The sequence below is a fragment of the Nostoc sp. genome (genome assembly GCF_036917655.1).
Classification (GTDB): Bacteria; Cyanobacteriota; Cyanobacteriia; order Cyanobacteriales; family Nostocaceae; genus Nostoc.
In genome coordinates this window covers 12,589-31,803 of sequence record NZ_JBALCY010000033.1, presented here as the reverse complement: position 1 = coordinate 31,803, position 19,215 = coordinate 12,589, and the positions used below count along the sequence as shown (strand labels likewise).

Genomic DNA, 19,215 nt, shown 5'->3' with positions numbered 1-19,215 from the left:
TGTAGATGCTGGTTTATCATTGTCTGCTCTTACACTTCTCAACTCATCCGTATTATCTCGTAATCTTTTTCAAAAATCAAATAGGATTCCTATAGCATTTATATAGAAATACGCTTGGGTTAGCGTCAAAAATCTTAAACTGCGTAGGTTGGGTTGAGGAACCATTGGTGTCAACTTAAGCCCAAACCCCTTTAATACCTCGTTTCCAGCCAGAGGCTGGAAATGGACTTCAATTGCGGCTCTGCCGCAAGTCTTGAGGCGGCAGCCCCCCTATAGGCATTCCCAGTCGGAGACTCTTGACGAGGCAATCTATCAAAGCTTTGTCTAGACTGGTTTTTACGTTAAGTTGACATCAATGTTGAGGAACAAAACCCAACATTTTCGAGGGTTTGTTGGGTTTCACTTCCCTACGGGACGCTGTTCGCGAACGTTCAAGCCAACCTACGATTATCCTTAACCCAAGCGTATTGATTATATAGCAGTTACTCGATGCTGAAAAAGCAGCAACCCGTCCGGTTAAACTGATAAGGATGAAAATAGCAGATCAGGCAGTGAATAACATAGTGCGGTTAGTTTTGACAGCAATATTGCTGGTGCTAGTGACAGCTTGTGGCAGTATTGGACTGCTACCGACTAGCGAGTTAGTGCAAAAAGCGATCGCACTTGGGCTAGAGCAAACTCAACAAAAACTTAGCCAACAGTTGGATCTAGATTTTCAAGGATTTGAAATCAAGCGGCTATCTATTACCCAGGAACAACCCCTGACGATTGAAAATTTACCAGCTTTCCGGGTTCGGGGAACTTACGACTTGATCGTTAAGCTACCAAAACGACGCTTGACGCAACCACAACAACCCTTTGACGTTTATCTGCAAATTCAGCAAGAAGGTAAAACTTGGCGATCGCTAATTCCAGAAAAGGGTAGTAAAGGTACTCAATCAATTTGGCGCAGTTATCTAGTCGAGTAAACCTGGTGCTTTTTTACGATTGCGTAAGAATTGCAAACCAGTAGTGCAAACACCAAATGCCAGTAAACCTGACATAAAACTGGGTTCGGGAACACTAGCAATAGATACAGAATTTATATTTACAGCAAAGTCTTTATTCAAGTCTACATTATCATCAAATGAGCTGTCGGCAGCACCAATAAATATAAATTGTGCATTAATGGGAACTTGCACAATAGCCCCATTAAAATCTCCACGCGAGATGTAAAAAATACTATTGTCTAAACACTGAAATGGAAGACAACCGTTAGGAAGAATTGCATTAATAGCACCAGGAACTCTATCAGTCGTTGCGCCATTATACTCTCCATTGCTTGGTAGCAATTTATTGTCAGTGCTGAAAGTAGCCCACATTGCACCAAAGTATTCGTCAGTCGGATCACCAAAGGGTGAAAAACTACCAAACCGTTCCAGTTTAATTGTGTCCCCTGAACTAATTCCCAAATCTGTTAGAGAAAAAGGTATGCTATCAGGACTTAATGTATATGAAGAAATAAAACTTGCACTGGGGTCGATGTTGAATTTAGATGCAAAAGCTTGAGCAGAATCAATTTTCAATAATAGTACTAAGCCGAAAACGGTTTTAGCAGTTGCAACTGATAATTTTGTGAATAATTTAGGAATTTTATGATTTTTAAAAAAGGTTAACATATGAGTTCTTAGAAATTGTTAATTACTAGAGTTAGACAAAAAGTGAGGTATTAAGTGATAAACCAGCTATCTTACTGTTTAATTTAAATTTTCGAGTATATTTCAATACCTAGTCTTTAGACTATCTTATAAAATTTAAAATTGTCAATCTACCAATAGCTAGTTGACAAGTGATAAAAATAAAACTTTTTATCGGTAATTAACACTTAAAAAGTTCAATAAATGTCGCAGTTACGGAAGAACTACATTAAGGATTTTTAAATTTTGAATTACGTACAGTGGAATATGTGCTGCTGGAAAAACCATCATAAGGATTCTGAACACAAAAATTTTTTAAGTTTGAATTCTGCACAGTGGTATATGTGCAACTAGAAAAACCATCACAAGCATTTCCGTATAACTGCTGGGTACAGTCATGATCGAGGTGATGGTTTCACCGGAGACAGAGCAAGATGTATATTAACTTTTTCATCAGTTCCATTGCTGGAATTGTGGTTGTGGTGCTAGCGGCTTTTGGCTTACTGCAATGGTTGCATATACCTGCTGGTAATTTTCTTGATTGGGTGATTGGTGGTGCAAGTTTTTGGTGGCTGTTGGTAATTGTTACTGTACCGTGGAATGTGCATTTTCAAGCCAAAGAAGTCTTAGCAGAAGCAGCACAATCTAAGGAGAAAGGAATTCCAGTCGATGAGAAACAAGTGAAGTATGTCACAGTGTTGGCAAAGCGATCGCTCTGGGTTGCCATTGCTTTACACTTATTCTCAACCGTTGGTCTTTATACTCTTGCTGCTACTGGTATTAGTACGGTTGGGTATATAAGTTCTGGTGCAGCTTTATTATTAACAATTCTGCGTCCAGCTATTCGTGCTTACGAGTATTTATATGCGCGGTTAGCGATGATTCGCCAAGAATGGAAGTATCCGCGCGAAGATATTGTTGAACTGCGCGATCGCTTCTCTATATTGGAACAAAAAATCCAGTCATTGGAGGAGCAACTTAACCCAGAACAATCTTATTCCTTACCAGCGACTCAACAACGCTTTGCCGAAGAAACTCGTAGAGATTTAGCGCGGATTGCTGCTAATTTTGAGGAATTACGGGCGACAAATCAAACTGAACATGAGCGTTTGGCAAGAGAAGCACGAACTGCGATCGCGCAACTTTCCACTGACGGGCAATTTCTCGATCATGTCCGCGAAATTATTCGATTTTTTAAGACTGCTTAATTATTACTCTCATAGCTAACCGAATTTTAAATTTTGGATCATGGTATTGAATATTCATCATCCAAAATTTAAAAAGTTTCTCCAAAGAGGGTTAACGAGACTCTACAAACAGGAAAAGAAGTTTGATATAACAGAAATGGCAGGGATTTGGTATATAAAGACATTGGTAATTACCGGGGCAAGGGAGAAAACCAAATATGTTATAACTTTGTACGGTTGATGTTTGATGAAGCTCACATAACTTCAGGAGTACTCACGGTGAATCAGATACAACTGACTTTAACTATTGGTTACTTATTCATGACATGCTATTTTTTAAGCAATTGGTTAATATTTTCCCTACGTCATCCTGCTTCTACTCCAGAGGATAAATTTTTATCGGTTGCGATGTTTTTGCTAACAACTATCTTCTGGCCTCTGATGATTCCGATGTCTTGTTTAGAAATGGTTCAAAAAAAGCGAATAGACTTTAGTAAAATGATTCCTGTTCTCTTAGCAATATTTGTATTTAGTATTTCATATTATTTGATCGAATAATTCAGAGACCATTTATAAAGTAAATCAAAAGTTAGGGTGTGTTACGCCTTTAGCCTAACGCACCGCTACATAACACGGTGCGTGATAGCCGATAGTCATATTTTTTGTGACAAACCATATCGAAATATGCGCGTAACACACTCTACAAGAATTTTATTTTTACTTTATAAATAGCCTCTCATAATTCCTCCTCACAAATTGCATAGATATAAAGAGAAGCCGGAGGATTGACTTGTGACCCTCCGGCTTCTTTATGCAAGACACTATCTTCATTTCTCAGGCAGTCTATTTATTAGACCTCTTGCAAAAGTCCCTAACACCCCACCCCCAACCCCTCCCTGCAAGCGGGGAGGGGAGCGTTTGCGTTAGCAAATGCGGGGTGGGGTTCTTAATTTTTGATTTATGCAAGAGGTCTATTGAGTTGGAAATTTCCTAACGGCGTCTGCTGCCAAAACCACTTGAGCGGCTGGGTGATGAACTACGCCCACTACCAAAACCACTGCCCGAATTGCGTCTAGTATTGTTGGAGTTACCAGAAGGTCGCAACGTACTACCACCAAAACCAGAACCAGAAGGACGGTTATTACCTGTAGTGCTACGCGGTGTATTGCGTATGTTTGAATTTCCAGGATATGACCTTCTAATTGTCCCTGTATTGCGGAATGCAGTGCGATTTGTCACGGCTGCGGGTGGCGCATTGTAGCGAGTTTGGTAGTTTTGAACTGCTTGGCCATAGCTGCCGCCATATCCACCGAAGCCACTTAATCCTTGTCCTGATTGATAGACAGGGGGTACATAATACTGGGGTCTAAAGAATAGACTACCAATTGCCTGACCCGCCAAGCTACCAGCCACAGACCCCGCAAACGGTGCCCAGAAGCTATTTTCTCGACGGACTACAACCGTCTCTTGTTGTCCTGTTTGGGGATTGGTTTTATTCTCGGTAACGTTATGGACGTACTCAAGTTTAAAATCTTCCGTCAGATATAAAATCGGTTGTCCTTTTTCTACCTTCAAATACGTCTTCTTACCCTGCTTGATTTCATCATCAGTTAACCGTGCCATTTGCAAATTTTCGGTTGCAAAGGTTGGGGGCTTATTGTTAAGTAAAAACAGGTTGTACTCACCACTTGCATCGTCGTAAGTAGCTTGTTGTATTTGATACTCGCCGTCACTCAGCTTTGTGGTGTTAGAGTTTTGGTTAACATTCTTAGCCGGAGGAGTAGTTTGGTTTCCCCCACCACAAGCGACAGTTGTTAGACACAAACTCAGAGCTAAAAAAACGGCTGTAAATTTACGTACTATGGTCATGATCATTGGATTATTGTCCTATCTCTGAGCTTAACAATTTCTTGATGTGAGTAGTAAGTACGGACTACCCAACAGATTACAAAGGAATCAATTCTGGGTAATATTGCAACAGTTGATCGCTAGTGAGTTCATCGCCTAACTGTGCTGGCGAGAAATGCACTTGGATTGCCTTCAATCTCTGTTTATAATGCAAATTTATCAATGCTTTCAATCCTTCTTTGAGTGCCTGAACGTTAGAAAGATCAGTTTCTAACTCTGGTACTTCTCCTTCATAAGCTACTGTAATCATCACAATGACGTTGCGGGTTACAGGTATAGATAAAGGTTCATTCAATCCAGATCCAGAGTCAGGACTGTAATCTGGTTCGCTGAGATATCTTTGGGCAGAGTCAGTAAATAATTCATTCACGTAATCTCCTGCCTCACCTTCATCCCAAAAAACATCACCCTCGTTAGCAGCAGAAAGCCAATATTCATCATATTGCAGCAGGGTTTGGCTAATTTCTACCAATCCTTCTCCCAAAACTTCTAAGTCGCCATCAACATCGATCGCATCCCGTCCAGCACTATTTAATACTCCCAAAATTGGTGCTACCTCGCCTCCCCCTAAATGCAGAAATAGGCGAAAGACTACATAGCGAGTTCGACCGATCATTTTATTAAAGGTATCGCGCATTTTTTCCTCCAAAATTTTGTTTTTTGTTTTTTGTCATTTGCCCAATGCCCCATGATTAATGACTAATATAGTGAAATCCTTTGACAAAATCTATAACCATATTTAACGAAGGCAATATATCATATTTTATTGATTCATGAGATATATCATCATAAGCTGAAGCATTGAGAGCAGAGCGATTAATAAATCTTTTCCCAAAGTTGGGATTGTCATAGACAATCAAAGTGTGGGCGCTAGAATTCGTTAACATTATTTGGATTGGGGCTTTACAAAAATTTAACTTTGCGGCTACTTCGATATTTTTTTTCATCTGTTTAATTGTTGTAGCCTGACTCATGGCTTGCTCTACAAGAATATTTAATTGTTTCACCATATGGGGCGATTTTAAATCTTGGTTTGCAACAACTTCCGTGTTAATCATTTCCACCAAACTGGAAATACTCTTTTGGGTAGATGCGGCATCTAGAAAGGGAAGAATCACAATGTAAGCAGTGGAAAATAATGCTTCGTCGCTATCTACATGAAAGGTGAAAACAGTTCGACGACGCCCACTTTCGATGCTTGGGGGTTGTTTCAGCCCGCGGTATTCCTGAGCAATTTGATAGTAAGCGCCTGCGATCGCAAAATTGGCTTCGTGTTCTAGAGCTGCATCAACAATAATTCGGATTGTTGGCGGTGTTTCGTTAAAAAAATCTCGTGAGTCTTCGGAATGGAAGTTTTGGATAATCGAGCGATCGCCGGCTGGGCTAAGATCAACCCATTCACAAATCATGCCTTCGGTTTTTAAACCAAACCTGGAGGTGGCATAAAGTTTTGCCCCAGTTAATGTTGCTCCTGTTAAGTCAGCACCAATCCATTCCGCCCTAATTAATTTTGCCTGAGTTAAATCGGCGTGGATGAAAATTGTATTCGTTAAATTAGCATTGGTTAAATCTGCGCCAATTAAAGTAGCCCCGCTCAATTTTGCGCCGCTCAAATCTGCCCATCGGAGGTTCGCCCCGCTTAAATCTGCCCACCGGAGGTTCGCCCCGCTCAAATCTGCTCCGCTCAAGTTAGCATGGCTGAGATTCGCTTGTCTGAGTTCGGTATCTCGCAAATTTGCACCGCTAAGATCACAACGACTGAGGTCACTGGCGTTTAAGTTAGCCATCTCTAAGTTGGCTCCCGTCAAAGAAGCGCCTTTCAAGACAGTCTCACTCAAGTTAGCGTGGCGGAGATTCGCTTGGCGGAGTGTCGCCTCTCGCAAATCAGCACTGGTGAGGTCAGCCTCCGACAGGTCAGCACGACTGAGGTCAGCGCGAATTAACTCGGCGCGGATTAACGAGGCTCCTCTAAGTTGAGCGCGACCCAAATCGGCTCGAATCAAATTAGCGACATTGAGACTGGCGTTGTTGAGGATGGCGCTGGATAGATTCGCCCCACTCAGTCTGGCTACATTTAGCTTGGCATTACTCAAGTTAGCTTCACTCAGATTCGCGCCACTTAGGTTGACTATACTCAAATTAGCATCGCTAAGATTCACGCCACTGAGTTTAACCCCACTCAGGTTAGCTTCCGCAAGGTCGATACCACTAAAGTTTAAGACTCCTGCTGCGTATTTTTCTAATAATTCCTCTACAGTCATCGATGCTACCCCTTGGATGCCAACTTTAATAGTTGGTAAAGTCATAAAAACGGAATGTCAAAATCAAAAATGAATATTGGGATTTTAGGACTGGGACTGATCGGCGGATCTTTGGGTTTTGATTTGCGATCGCAAGGACATCATATCTTAGGAGTCAGTCGCCGTGAAGCCACCTGTCAAAAGGCAGTTGCCCTCGGCAGTGTTGATCAAGCATCAGTTGATCTGAGCCTGTTAGCAGCCGCAGAGGTTGTATTTATTTGTACACCCTTAGCGCTTATTGTGCCCCAATTTGAGCAGTTGATCGCTCATTTGTCTGCCGCTACCGTCGTGACTGATGTGGGTTCGGCGAAAGCACAGATAGTCAAGGCGATTTCTCCCCTTTGGGATAATTTTATCGGTGGTCATCCAATGGCGGGAAGAACAGACAGTGGGATAGAAGCTGCACAACGGCATTTATTTGTTGATAAACCTTATGTATTAACACCGATAACTACAACACCAACTAGTGCAATTACGGTTGTGGAAGAAATTGTGCGATCGCTGGGAGCGAATATCTACTATTGTGAACCAGAGCAACATGACCGCGCTGTTAGTTGGATTTCCCATTTACCTGTAATGGTCAGTTCCTCGTTGATTGCTGCTTGCTTGAGTGAAACTGACCCTGATGTTTTGGAATTAGCCCAAAAGTTAGCTAGTTCGGGTTTTCGCGATACCAGTCGTGTGGGTGGTGGGAATCCAGAGTTGGGTGTGATGATGGCGCGGTATAATCGTCAAGCATTGCTGCGATCGCTGCAACAGTATCGTCACAATCTCGATGAGTTGACTAACTTAATTGAGCAAGAAAATTGGGCAGTTTTAGAGTCAAAGTTGAAATCAACAGGGAAGGCACGGCCTGATTTTGTTGATTAGTTTTAGGGTGCGTTACATTATTGATAACGCACCCATTTCAACTGTTTTGGTTAGTTAATTACTTATTGGCTGTGAATGCTTTTTGAGGTACTTGATAAAGTTAGGTGGCTGCTTTATTGTTAAATCAACAAACATATCTATTTAATAATTTTAACAATAAAATCTTTAAAAAAATGCTACTTATCAGTTTGATAGTAACCAAATCGATGTACTATACAGATAAATTTACAAAAATCAACAATGGTAGAACGTCCAATCAAGAAATCGGAACGTCAGTCCCAAGCAAGTACTGACAACAATTCCGAAAATTCGGATTCTATAACTCCTATTGAATCCAACCCCAAAAGCTCAAAACCGAGCCGTAATCGCTCATCTGGCACAGGGAAAAAAGCATCTTATGGGGATGAAAACAGGCAGCAGGGGAATCCTGCCCTAGCGCGTGGTCCAAAACCTGTTAAACCTCCAGTCAAAGTCGAAACAGAAGAACTTGAAACTGAATCAGAATCTATCTCTGAGGAGTCTCAAGACTAACATTACAAGTGCTGCGTGTGATGTGGGAGGCTATAAGCATATAAAGATTGGGATTGCTGGCTCCGAAGGCAGTGATCATGCCCCACATCACCATTGGGTTATTTTTATGTTGAATGCTTTGACATTAAACTTTACTATTGGTGCATAAAATCAATCAATGTCTGTAACTAGCCATTGCCACTCAGTAACTACAGTCTTGGATATGTTGAGAACCAATTGCTGTCCACTAGAGAGGATTTCTTCATATACATTGAATTTTTCTCGTCGACTTACTTATCTTATTAATTGCTGTTGGTTTAGCTAGTGTGTGCGAAGTCCTCGGCCCTAGCATTTCTTCTGGTTACGGTTATACTGCCATCATTGCTACTTTTATTGGCCGATTAAATCCACTGAGTATTATTTTATTCAGTAATGTGATGGGACTTTTGTCCGTAGTCGGTGAATTAGTGCAAATTAAATTGGGACTTCCTTTAGCTTTACCTGGAATGTTTCAAGGTATTCTATTTCTTTTTCCTTTTAGCAGCAGATATATTAATTTACAACCCAGTACGAGTGATGTAATAGAAAGACAAGGGGGATAGGGAAAGATAAGGGAGAAACTAATGCCCAATGGTCAATAACTAATATTTGAGGAGATTTAATGTGTCTAGTCGTAAATTATCTTTCTTACTGAAGCTAATAATAATTACATTGGTTACTGGTGCTGGTAGTTTAGGTATCAGTTTGCTTTTAGCTACAAGTGGATTTGAGCATCCGTTGGGAATTATAAAGCCAAAAATCGATGGTGATAAAGCCAGTCAGAACAAGCTGATGAGTGCATCCGCACAGAATATCACCCCAGCTACAGACCAGATGAATGAAGTGCCAAAGCTTTTTCAGGGAACAATCGTTTATCAAGCGAAACTGAAAGCAAACGATAAAGTCATCGCCCTAACTTTTGATGATGGCCCTGGCCCCAAAAACACGGCACAAATTTTAGAAATTTTGAAGACAAATGATATCAAGGCGACATTCTTCATGATTGGAGAAATGGTGAAGTATTTTCCCCAGGTTGCCAAGCAAGTGGCTGCTGATGGTCACGTAATTGGTAATCACACATGGCATCATTGGTATCGCCATATGGACTTAGCTACTGCTGCTAGTGAAATTGATCGCACAGCAGATATTATTTACAAGACCACAGGAGAGAAAACTACTCTGTTTCGTCCCCCTGGTGGCTTTTTGAATAATGGATTAGCCGAATACGCCAAAAACGAGAAGTACGCTGTCATGATGTGGTCAGAAGAGTCGGGAGACGCTGAACGTCGTTCGCCTAAAGTGCCAATGCTGGTAAAAAATGTGCTGAAATATGCAAAACCAGGTGCAATTGTACTGATGCACGATGGGGGCGGCAACCGTTCCAAATCTGTCAAGGCTTTACCAGAAATGATCGCAGGTTTGAAGGCCCAAGGCTATCGATTTGTGACGATTCCTCAACTACTGGAAATGCAAGCTGAAGAACAACATCTGGCGGAGGTAGCTTCACCTACGGTTACAAAGGATGAACATCCAAACAATCAGCTTAGTCATCAGTGATACGCTACAGGCAGCAAGGTAGCTACACCTCTAATTTTGGCAGCGCTAGGTGAATTAGTGACCCAAAAATCGGGGGTGTTAAACCTGGGCGTTGAGGGAATGATGCTAGTCTTTCAAGGGCAGGTTTTTTTAGGCAGAAGAGAAGTTGAGTTGACACTCTCAGGTCTAAAGACACTGAGATTGTGCGGATAGAGTAAACTCTCGCTGCGACCGTCAAACGCCGCCTAAACTACTTCATTTAAACTACCGACATTGCCAATGTTGTAATCGCGTTTACTTTTATTGTTTCAATGCTTTCAGAATCCATCACTAAGCCAAAACGCGGTACGCTCCGCAACCTGCCTTTATTTGCTCTTTCCTGTCATACTGCGCCAGGACTAAAACCTAACCGTTGTTTCACGGGAGCCGGGATTTCTCCGTACTAGGATGCTTCAACACGTAGATGTTTTTTGTTCTTACTCAGAATCTAATTTTAACATAAAATACCACGAGGGATTTTAATCCCTCGTGTCGCAACGCTGTCAGCACTGTTCGCGCTAGCCTCTCCCCTTCTCCCAAAGGGCTACGGTGTACACACAAGTCCTAAAAACCTAGCTTGAATTAGGCTTGACTCGTTCCCATGCTCTGCATGAGGAATGCATTCATTGAGTCTCTGACTCAATATCTGACTGGAGGCAGCAGCCTCTAATCAACCATTCCTAGCTTTGCATGGGAACGAGAGAACAAGGAGAAATGAGAAATGAGAAATCGAGCTTTTTTCGACTTGTGTGTACACCGTAGCCCTTTGGGAGAGGCTAGCGCCAAGGGAGAAGTGTCTGAGTTTCCCGCATCCCATGTATTCCTATGAGAGAGACTTTAATTTTCCCCCTTTCCGCGTCGGGAAGGGGGTTAGCTTTTTCCTGGGCTTTTCCACATAACCTTAATTGTCAGATGCCCAATGCCCAGCGAGGAAATACTAAGGACAAAACAACGTGTCACGCGTATCTCGTCCTGTAATGGGATTAGTTCCTTTGGCAAGTTTGCACAATTTTTTTTGCTCATCGGAACGCAGCAGCGTATCGGTAAAATCTGCCCCGTCAATGATTGCACCATCAAATCTGGCATTAGCGGCAAAGGCACCCTCTAACAGTGCATTTGTCAAATTTGCTCTAACTAAACGAGCCGAGTCTAAAGTGGCATTTCTTAAATCAGAACTTTCCAAATTCGCAGACTCCAAATTTGCTGCAAAAAAACTGACACCGTTCAAATTAGCATGACTGAAGTTGCTCTGGCGAAGATTAGCTTTGGTAAAGCTGGAGTCTGTTAAATCACGTCCGGAGAAATCAGCCTCAACCAAAATTTCTTTATTATATTCGAGTGCCAAAGCTGTGGAAGCAAAACCGACTGTTGCGGTGATGGCAACTATTCCCCAAAGGAACAAGCTGAGTATGCTTGCCCAAATCCGGGCGCTTAACTTAGAATTCATCCTATTTTTAGCCAATGGCGAATGCTCCTCCATTTCATTATCCTTGAGTCAGAGATGTTAGCGCAAAAATCCTTTAAAAATATTTTTATGAATACTAATTCAAGTTCATACGACGATTTGAACGTTGCCTTCGCACGACTTCAAGCTATCCAGTGGGATACTCTGGGAATGGGGGAGAAAGACGAAAGACTTATAGAACTGATGTTAGAATTTCTGTCGCGGGTAAGACAATGGGCAAAGTTTTTACAGAGCGGACAGAAGCATATTTTTGAAAATCTTGCTGTCCAGATTCGCCCTGACATTGAACTCCCGTCTCCCCTAATGCAATGGCTGGATGAGTTATACAACAGCAAACCATACCAGCGTGGTAGAACCTATCTTGTACAAGGGGTAGGTAATTACTTATTTTGGTGTCGTCTACGTGAATTGGATGCAGTCCCGGCGAATGGTCTTCCTGACCCTTATGAGCCGTTCATCACCTTTCTGGAATGCGGTGGTGGCATATATGTCGAGCATCACTCTTTTATGGATATTTACCCCAATTATGATCACTTTATTTTGACTGTTGGGAATGCCACGCCAGGAAGGGAAGAATAAGCAGATTATGGGAGTATGATTTTGGGTAACTGCTAGAAACTCTTATTTTCCTGTTGAATTAAATAACTGAGAATACTAAAGTTTATATGCATTATCCAGATATTGGTGAATTAGGAGAAGACCTAGTAGCCCAATGGTTGCAATCTACAGGTTGGATAATTCTTCATCGTCGCTTTTCTAGCCGTTGGGGAGAAATCGATATTATTGCCCAATATGATGAAAAATCTGGGGAAGCAAAGCAGCAGAGTCAACACTCAGTACTTAATACTCAGCACTCATTACTAGCATTTGTTGAAGTAAAAACCCGCAGTTCAGGGAGTTGGGATGAAGGGGGAAGAAGCGCAATCACCCCACAAAAGCAAGCAAAAATCTGGCGGACAGCTGGAATGTTTTTAGCCCAGTACCCTGAGAAGGCAGATTATTCTTGCCGATTCGATGTTGCTATTGTCTTCTGTCAAAGGATATCAAAAAATCTGACTGGGGTTACAGCAACCCAGGCAGCTCTAGCTACTTCATCAGCAGCCGGATACAAGTTTAAGCTGCAAGAATACATTCTGGCAGCTTTCGACTCTTCAATTGATAATGGTTAATCGGTAATGGATAAAATATCTTCATTACCAATGACCAATAATTTTGTAGTGGCGTTACAACCAAATAGGATCACGCCAAAGTTTCTGGACAATAGCCTAAGCCTCGGACAAACTGTTGCCGGAACGCCTCTATTTCGTCTCTCTCTGGACTACCATGAGAGACGATCGCTACCTGATAGCGACGCATCACGTCCACAGGGCACTGTCCCGCTTCCAAACTCCAAAGTGCCATTTGCACCCTCATTGGCGGTTCGTAGCTAATTCCTAATTCATTTAGAAAAGCCCGAAAGTCGCCATCTTCTTGAGGCGAGACTTGACCTCTGAGTTTGATCCTAACCACCCAGCCATCAATTTGATGAATTACGGTGACGAAAGAAACTGGTGTCTGGGGTCTAGCGTGCAGGTGTTGAACGACCCTCAGGGTTAGACTGGCATTTGCCAGATAGTACAAGTATTCCATGTTTATTGGTGCTTGGGATCAAAGCCAATCCTACATATCTATCTTCGTCAATCCGTGCCTGTTCTCGGTAGGGTAGAAGCCCCCGTTTTTAGATGGGGAGGTTTACCCAATTTTTATGTTAATTTTTCCGTGTTACTTAATAGTATCAATCTTATAGCCTAGAAAGAAAACTGAGCGAAGATGCCTTAAAGTTCCTTTATAAGGGAAACCTCAAACCAGCTTTTTTTTGCAGAGTCAACCCATAGGTAACAAGTTAAGAGCGTAAATCATTTGTCAATAAGTAATAATGCTCAAATTTTTTCCAAAAATTGTGTTTCCTCCTCCCATTTTTGGGCTAGTGATGCCCAACAATAAATCCAAAGATTGGAAGAAAATTTTCTGTATCTAAGTCCCGGTCTATTGAAATTGTTAGCCCCACCTTCAGCGACCGAAACGCTTACCGTGTAGGATGTTGGTAGAGTAGTTCACAGCAGTATAAATACTAAATAAAGCAAAAACTAGTACAAGCAATTTGAAAGATACCTCTAGCCCACAACAAAAAAACTTTGAATTAGATTGTTCGGTAGCGGGATATGACTACGAACTACCTCCAGAACTCATTGCTCAAAACCCAGCAGTTCCTAGAGATAGCTCGCGGTTACTAGTAGTTAATTCTCCGACTACAGGTACTGAAACAGCACCCCTGCAACACATTTTCCATGATTTGCCTGCACTGCTGCGCTCTGGTGATTTGTTAGTTATGAACAATACAAAAGTTATTCCAGCGCGGCTTTATGGTCATAAATCCACTGGTGCTAAAATCCAGGTGTTGCTGTTGGAAGAACGGCAGTATAACTGTTGGTTAGCTTTAGTTAAGCCAGGAAAAAGCTTCAAACAAGGAGCGAAGATTATTTTTGAAGCAAGGCAATTGGGGATTAGGCATGAGGGATTAGGGATTGGCGATTGTGAAGATTCTTCCCCACTCCCTAGTGCCCAGTACCTAGTACCTAGTCCCCAACTCACAGCTACGGTTCTAAAAACAGACCCAGCAACCGGGGGGCGTTTGTTGCAATTTGATGTCCCAGAGGGAAAGTCTTTGCTACAACTGTTAGAGGTATTTGGTGAAGTACCGCTACCACCATACATCACTGCCTCGTCAGCTGCTGATGAGCAGTATCAGACAGTTTATGCCCAACAGCCAGGAGCGATCGCAGCTCCGACGGCAGGACTACACTTTACCCCAGAATTATTACAAAAGTTGCGCGATCGCAAAATCAATCAAGCTTTTGTAACGCTGCACGTTGGTGTAGGCACATTTCGCCCTGTGGAAGTGGAGGACGTAACTACCCATCATATGCATGAAGAATGGATTGAAGTCCCTGCGGCCACAGTAGAGGAAATCCGCGCCACTAAAGCAGCTGGCGGTCGGATTATTGCTGTGGGAACAACGGCAGTACGGGCTTTAGAAGGGGCGGCTCAATCTGGGAATTTACAACCATTTTGCGGTAAAACAGACTTGTTTATTTATCCCGGCTACCAATGGCGGGTGGTGGATGGTTTAATTACCAATTTTCATCTACCGCGTTCCAGTTTACTGATGTTGGTAAGTGCGCTAATTGGCAGACAACGGTTATTGAATATATACAACGAAGCGATCGCTTTTGGATATCGTTTTTATTCATTCGGCGATGCCATGCTAATTTTGCCGTCAGCTGTGGGAGTTAGGAGTTAGGAGTAGAGACGCGATTAATCGCGTCTGTACAGGAGTTAGGAGTTCAAAGTTGGAATTTTTTCTTTCGCGGTGGGTACTCTGATTTATGAGGAGCTAAAAATAAGTATAGGTCTGCAATTCATGTCTGAAAAATCCCTATTTTCTCAGTGGTTACATTTATTTTGCCAGGTGACACTCTGTGGCTGTTCTGCGTTTTTAGTCTTGGCTGCACCGACAATTACTAATTTCCCAGTCAGCAAGCTGCTGGCAGAAACTGCAATTTCTCAGGATCTTGAAGCAGCGAGTTTTTTCCAGCAGGGAGTCACGCGCTATAACCGCAAAGACTTACAGGGTGCAGAATATGCCTTTCGCCAAGCGTTGCAGCGAGATCCTAATCTTGGGGCAGCACGGAATTATCTGGGTAATATATTTATGCAGCAAAATCACCTGGATATAGCTTTACAAGAATATACAGAGGCGATTAAAGTTAATCCCAATTTTAGTGAAGCTTATTACAACTTAGGGTTAGTGTTGCACCGACAAGGAGAAAAAGAAGCAGCGATTACGGCTTATCGCCAGAGCCTTGTGATAGATCCCACAAGGGTAGCAGCACTGTATAATCTGGGTTTGGTGCTGTATGAACAAGGACAGCTACAGGAAGCGATCGCAGCATACCAAAAAGCAATTAATCTAGATAGCAGCAATGCCAATGCTTATTTTAACTTAGCGATCGCCTTGCAACAACAAGGTCAAATAGAGCCTGCGATCGCCACTTATCGCCAAGCCTTGCAGCTAGATCCTAAAAACGCCACAGCCTACAACAACATGGCAAATTTGCTAGCAATTCATGGTCAAGCTTCTGAGGCTATTTCTGTTTATCGACAAGCTATTCGCTTAAATCCTAAAAATGCCTCAGCTTACTATAACTTGGGAGTAACTTTATATAATCAGGGCGAGATTAAGAAAGCCAGTGGAGTTTTGAAACGTGCTCATAACGAGTATCGTGAGCAGGGGAACATTGAGCAAGCTGAGAAAATTGAACAGCTAATGCAGCAAATTGCCCACAAGGCTGGGCAACAGCAACCTCAAGCCAGTCAAACAGCTACTCCTTCTCAGAGTTCAGATTCTACAAGTAATGTAATACAAACACCTCAGCCACAGACGCCAAATCAGCCAGAAACTTCTACAAAAACGCCCGCTAACCCTGGCGATGTGCCTGTCTCAGTTGAACCACAGTCTACTTTAACCAATCCTGGACAATAAAAAACTCAGAGTTAGGAATAAAAGAAGAAGTCAGAATTCAGGAGTCAAAATCGTTTAAGTATAGTTTTACACCACTACCTGAATGTAGAGCGCCTGTAAAAGCGGGGGTATTAAATCCTCTATTCATCCGCCATTCGTCAGAATTCAGCATAAAATCTGACGACTGGCGCTTTTCTTTTTCTTGATAAATTAATAATTCCAAACTCTTGTACAGACGCGATTCATCGCGTCTCTACTCCAAACTCTTGTACAGACGCGATTCATCGCGTCTCCAAACTCCTAACTTTTTTAAATCCGCAAACGATTGATATCTTTGTTGTAGCCAATAACTGCCATTGCTAGTCGAAAAAGCCATCATCAACAGGATAGTATTTACAGCGATGACAGCCAGAAATCCCAAACAAATTATGCGAGCAACAGTCATAATTAATTTCAAATTTAAAATTCCAAAACTCAATCATGCTAGGCATCCCGGAAACATCCGGTATGCAAGTGATAGCAAAGGCAGCTTGTTAAGGTAGAATTAGTAAATTTTTCCACAGAAGAGAAACCGGAGTTTATTATCCCTGCAAACCAAAAAACCCTATTTTAATTAAAAACACACATGGTAGCCTATCTGTATGCTTTTTTTGAATTCGGCTTTGTCTTAACACTGGTTTTTTCATGAGTGCAACACTTTACGAGCAAATTCAGCAATTTTACGATGCTTCCTCTGGTCTGTGGGAACAGATTTGGGGCGAACACATGCACCACGGCTACTATGGCGCGGACGGTACCCAGAAAAAAGACCGCCGTCAGGCTCAAATTGATTTAATTGAAGAACTGCTCAATTGGGCAGGGGTACAAGCAGCAGAAAATATCCTAGATGTGGGTTGTGGCATTGGCGGCAGTTCTTTATACCTCGTGCAAAAGTTTAACGCTAAGGCTACAGGAATTACACTGAGTCCTGTGCAAGCTGCGAGAGCAACGGAACGCGCCCTGGAGGCTAATTTGAGCCTGAGAACACAATTCCAGGTAGCCAATGCTCAAGCGATGCCTTTTGCTGACAATTCTTTTGACTTGGTTTGGTCGCTGGAAAGTGGTGAACATATGCCAGATAAGAAGAAGTTTCTCCAGGAGTGCTACAGAGTATTGAAGCCTGGTGGCAAGTTAATTATGGTGACTTGGTGTCATCGACCAACTGATGAGTCCCCACTAACTGCGGATGAACAAAAACACTTGCAGGATATTTATCGGGTGTATTGTTTGCCCTATGTGATTTCTTTGCCAGAGTACGAAGCGATCGCGCATCAACTACCATTACATAATATTCGCACTGCTGATTGGTCAACCGCTGTCGCCCCCTTTTGGAATGTGGTGATTGATTCCGCATTCACTCCCCAAGCGTTTTGGGGCTTACTAAATGCTGGTTGGACTACCATCCAAGGGGCATTATCACTGGGATTAATGCGTCGCGGTTATCAGCGTGGGTTAATTCGGTTTGGCTTATTGTGCGGCAATAAGTAGGGGAATTAGTAAGCAGCTGCTGCCCCTACTACCTTAAAGCCTATGCCACACGTCACACCTTTGCTACCTGGGCAATTAGTGAAAGGGGATCTCCGGATAAAGTTGCCCGATGGGTTGGGGACAGAGTAGAAACCGTTCTAGGGCGTGTCATCCCCAGGTTGTAGAGGCAGATTGTCCAGACTTCTGATCTGCTACTCAAATGCTACTCAAAAGCGAAGCACTCAGTCTTCAAACGCTTGGATAAAAGACAATATGTAACGTTTGATTTATTTCCATTAAGTAAATGTTCCAAATGTCAAAACCTCTAGCAAAAGTCTGTTAGCGTCCAGATGAGACTACAAGTTTTAGATAAGATCCCCGTTGCTGGTAACTCAATAAATTGTCTTTGGTGTGGTTTGGGTAGTGTTAACTCACAACTAGACATCTTTACCTACAGACATTGCGAGGTGACAATATGGACGCTAAGAGACTTCTGAATCTATATGCAGCAGGAGAACGAAATTTCAATGGGGCAAATCTGCATCAGGCAAATCTAACTAAAACTGACTTGAGTGGTGCTAATTTGGCTGAAGCCGACTTGAGTGGTGCTAATCTCAGTCAAACCAACTTGAGTGGATGTAACCTAAGTCGGGCAAATCTGACTGATGCAGAGTTGAGTGGAGCTAATTTGAGTAGAGCCAACTTGAGTGAGGTAAACTTGATTGGTGCAGACCTGATGAGGGTCAACCTAAAAGAAACTAACCTGAGTCGAGCAGATTTGCGGAGTGCCAATTTATCATTGGCAAACCTGCTTGGTGCAAACCTCAGCGAAGCGGAAATGAGTGGAGCAGATTTGAGAGATGCCAATCTCAGGAAGGCAAATTTGATTGGTAGTAACATCAATGAGGCAGAACTCAGCGGCGCAGATTTAACAGGAGCAATCATCACTGAACAGGAGAAAACAGAGGGAGTTTTACATATAGGGTTATCTCATAAATGGGTAACTTGGGCTGGTAACTTAACCTCTTAGAACACCGATTCAGTCTTAAAAAAGAGGCTCATTAAGCAGGTTTATTGCCGTTGTCAGATCAAGATTTCATTGCTCCAATCTTAAGAAACCCGGTTATCGAATCACTAAAGTAACTGATGGTGTTGATACATGGGAAGACTTGTATTTATAGGCTAAGTACAGCATTTCATTAATTCGTAGCGAATTAAATTTGGCAATACCTTATACCGATTATCTGTGAGGTTGCATAGAACCAGTTGCTCAAGCCCCTTGTCTGATCAAAGTTAATTTTGTGCAGCTTCACATAGAATTGGTATTACAATGCCAATGCATCTCAATGCAATGTTAGTGCGTCCTTCTGCAATGCCAATGCATCCCGATACAATGCCAATGCATCTTAATGCAATGTTAATGCGTCCCCCTGCAATGCCAATGCATCCCCCTGCATTAAAAACGCTACGCTTTTACGCAAAACTGTACTAAGTCATAGTCCAATACGCTGGGTGTTAGTGATATTTAGCCCCAGAAGATCCTCCCAAGCCACGCCAGTAGTTTATGGGGGGCCACTTGCTTCAATAGGACTTATATCATGTCCGGGTAATTCGTTGT

The 19,215-nt window shown here is 42.4% G+C and carries 19 protein-coding genes; 12 read left to right on the top strand and 7 right to left on the bottom strand.

Annotated features, from left to right (window positions below; all coding sequences use genetic code 11):
* Nucleotides 1-560: 560 nt before the first annotated feature.
* A complete protein-coding gene (locus V7K30_RS14530) occupies nucleotides 561-968 on the top strand; it encodes a hypothetical protein (RefSeq protein WP_335000265.1) in 408 nt (135 codons plus the stop codon).
* Here V7K30_RS14530 and V7K30_RS14525 read toward each other — a convergent pair.
* Complete coding sequence (locus tag V7K30_RS14525; protein ID WP_335000257.1) at nucleotides 957-1,658, bottom strand: hypothetical protein; 702 nt, start codon at nucleotides 1,656-1,658, stop codon at nucleotides 957-959. The two genes, V7K30_RS14530 and V7K30_RS14525, sit on opposite strands and share 12 nt — an antisense overlap.
* A 452-nt stretch (nucleotides 1,659-2,110) precedes the next feature.
* Here V7K30_RS14525 and V7K30_RS14520 point away from each other — a divergent pair, with 452 nt between their 5' ends.
* Nucleotides 2,111-2,884, top strand: coding sequence for a hypothetical protein (locus V7K30_RS14520; protein ID WP_335000255.1), 774 nt, complete (start codon nucleotides 2,111-2,113; stop codon nucleotides 2,882-2,884).
* Between the two features lie 969 nt (nucleotides 2,885-3,853).
* Here V7K30_RS14520 and V7K30_RS14515 read toward each other — a convergent pair.
* The 3 genes from V7K30_RS14515 to V7K30_RS14505 all read right to left on the bottom strand — a co-directional run bounded on the left by V7K30_RS14515 (nucleotide 3,854) and on the right by V7K30_RS14505 (nucleotide 7,032).
* Nucleotides 3,854-4,738 (bottom strand): hypothetical protein, encoded by an 885-nt coding sequence (locus tag V7K30_RS14515; protein ID WP_335000253.1) that lies wholly within the window; start codon nucleotides 4,736-4,738, stop codon nucleotides 3,854-3,856.
* Between the two features lie 70 nt (nucleotides 4,739-4,808).
* On the bottom strand, nucleotides 4,809-5,408 hold the full coding sequence (locus V7K30_RS14510) for a DUF1517 domain-containing protein (protein WP_335000251.1): 600 nt from the start codon (nucleotides 5,406-5,408) through the stop codon (nucleotides 4,809-4,811).
* Nucleotides 5,409-5,463: 55 nt separating this feature from the next.
* On the bottom strand, nucleotides 5,464-7,032 hold the full coding sequence (locus V7K30_RS14505) for a pentapeptide repeat-containing protein (RefSeq protein ID WP_335000263.1): 1,569 nt from the start codon (nucleotides 7,030-7,032) through the stop codon (nucleotides 5,464-5,466).
* 69 nt (nucleotides 7,033-7,101) lie between these two features.
* Here V7K30_RS14505 and V7K30_RS14500 point away from each other — a divergent pair, with 69 nt between their 5' ends.
* From V7K30_RS14500 to V7K30_RS14485, 4 genes are all read left to right on the top strand, one after another.
* The gene (locus V7K30_RS14500) at nucleotides 7,102-7,941 is read left to right on the top strand and encodes a prephenate/arogenate dehydrogenase (protein ID WP_335000261.1); all 840 of its coding nucleotides are present in this window, start codon (nucleotides 7,102-7,104) and stop codon (nucleotides 7,939-7,941) included.
* Between the two features lie 240 nt (nucleotides 7,942-8,181).
* Entirely contained in the window at nucleotides 8,182-8,472 is a 291-nt protein-coding gene (locus V7K30_RS14495) for a hypothetical protein (RefSeq protein ID WP_335000249.1), read from the top strand.
* Nucleotides 8,473-8,777: 305 nt separating this feature from the next.
* The gene (locus V7K30_RS14490) at nucleotides 8,778-9,053 is read left to right on the top strand and encodes a hypothetical protein (RefSeq protein WP_335000247.1); all 276 of its coding nucleotides are present in this window, start codon (nucleotides 8,778-8,780) and stop codon (nucleotides 9,051-9,053) included.
* Between the two features lie 61 nt (nucleotides 9,054-9,114).
* Nucleotides 9,115-10,047, top strand: a complete 933-nt coding sequence (locus V7K30_RS14485; RefSeq protein WP_335000245.1) for a polysaccharide deacetylase family protein — start codon at nucleotides 9,115-9,117, stop codon at nucleotides 10,045-10,047.
* 955 nt (nucleotides 10,048-11,002) lie between these two features.
* Here the strand turns inward: V7K30_RS14485 and V7K30_RS14480 are convergent.
* Entirely contained in the window at nucleotides 11,003-11,512 is a 510-nt protein-coding gene (locus V7K30_RS14480) for a pentapeptide repeat-containing protein (protein ID WP_335000244.1), read from the bottom strand.
* A gap of 87 nt (nucleotides 11,513-11,599) precedes the next feature.
* On the opposite strand from V7K30_RS14480, the gene V7K30_RS14475 reads away from it, so the two are divergent.
* Both V7K30_RS14475 and V7K30_RS14470 read left to right on the top strand, forming a co-directional pair.
* Nucleotides 11,600-12,109, top strand: coding sequence for a hypothetical protein (locus V7K30_RS14475; protein WP_335000241.1), 510 nt, complete (start codon nucleotides 11,600-11,602; stop codon nucleotides 12,107-12,109).
* 86 nt (nucleotides 12,110-12,195) lie between these two features.
* Nucleotides 12,196-12,699: a YraN family protein gene (locus V7K30_RS14470; RefSeq protein WP_335000239.1), complete on the top strand. Its 504-nt coding sequence runs from the start codon at nucleotides 12,196-12,198 to the stop codon at nucleotides 12,697-12,699.
* A 70-nt stretch (nucleotides 12,700-12,769) separates the two neighbouring features.
* On the opposite strand, the gene V7K30_RS14465 is transcribed toward V7K30_RS14470, so the two are convergent.
* Nucleotides 12,770-13,159 (bottom strand): hypothetical protein, encoded by a 390-nt coding sequence (locus V7K30_RS14465; RefSeq protein WP_069068139.1) that lies wholly within the window; start codon nucleotides 13,157-13,159, stop codon nucleotides 12,770-12,772.
* Nucleotides 13,160-13,670: 511 nt separating this feature from the next.
* Here V7K30_RS14465 and queA point away from each other — a divergent pair.
* Nucleotides 13,671-14,870 (top strand): tRNA preQ1(34) S-adenosylmethionine ribosyltransferase-isomerase QueA, encoded by a 1,200-nt coding sequence (gene queA / locus V7K30_RS14460; RefSeq protein WP_335000237.1) that lies wholly within the window; start codon nucleotides 13,671-13,673, stop codon nucleotides 14,868-14,870.
* Nucleotides 14,871-14,990: 120 nt separating this feature from the next.
* Nucleotides 14,991-16,112 (top strand): tetratricopeptide repeat protein, encoded by a 1,122-nt coding sequence (locus V7K30_RS14455; RefSeq protein WP_335000235.1) that lies wholly within the window; start codon nucleotides 14,991-14,993, stop codon nucleotides 16,110-16,112.
* Nucleotides 16,113-16,344: 232 nt separating this feature from the next.
* On the opposite strand, the gene V7K30_RS14450 is transcribed toward V7K30_RS14455, so the two are convergent.
* Nucleotides 16,345-16,536, bottom strand: coding sequence for a hypothetical protein (locus V7K30_RS14450; protein WP_335000267.1), 192 nt, complete (start codon nucleotides 16,534-16,536; stop codon nucleotides 16,345-16,347).
* Between the two features lie 239 nt (nucleotides 16,537-16,775).
* On the opposite strand from V7K30_RS14450, the gene V7K30_RS14445 reads away from it, so the two are divergent.
* Together V7K30_RS14445 and V7K30_RS14440 are read left to right on the top strand one after the other, a co-directional pair.
* Complete coding sequence (locus tag V7K30_RS14445; RefSeq protein ID WP_335000233.1) at nucleotides 16,776-17,618, top strand: methyltransferase domain-containing protein; 843 nt, start codon at nucleotides 16,776-16,778, stop codon at nucleotides 17,616-17,618.
* A 454-nt stretch (nucleotides 17,619-18,072) separates the two neighbouring features.
* Nucleotides 18,073-18,627: a pentapeptide repeat-containing protein gene (locus tag V7K30_RS14440; RefSeq protein ID WP_335000231.1), complete on the top strand. Its 555-nt coding sequence runs from the start codon at nucleotides 18,073-18,075 to the stop codon at nucleotides 18,625-18,627.
* Nucleotides 18,628-19,215: the final 588 nt, after the last annotated feature.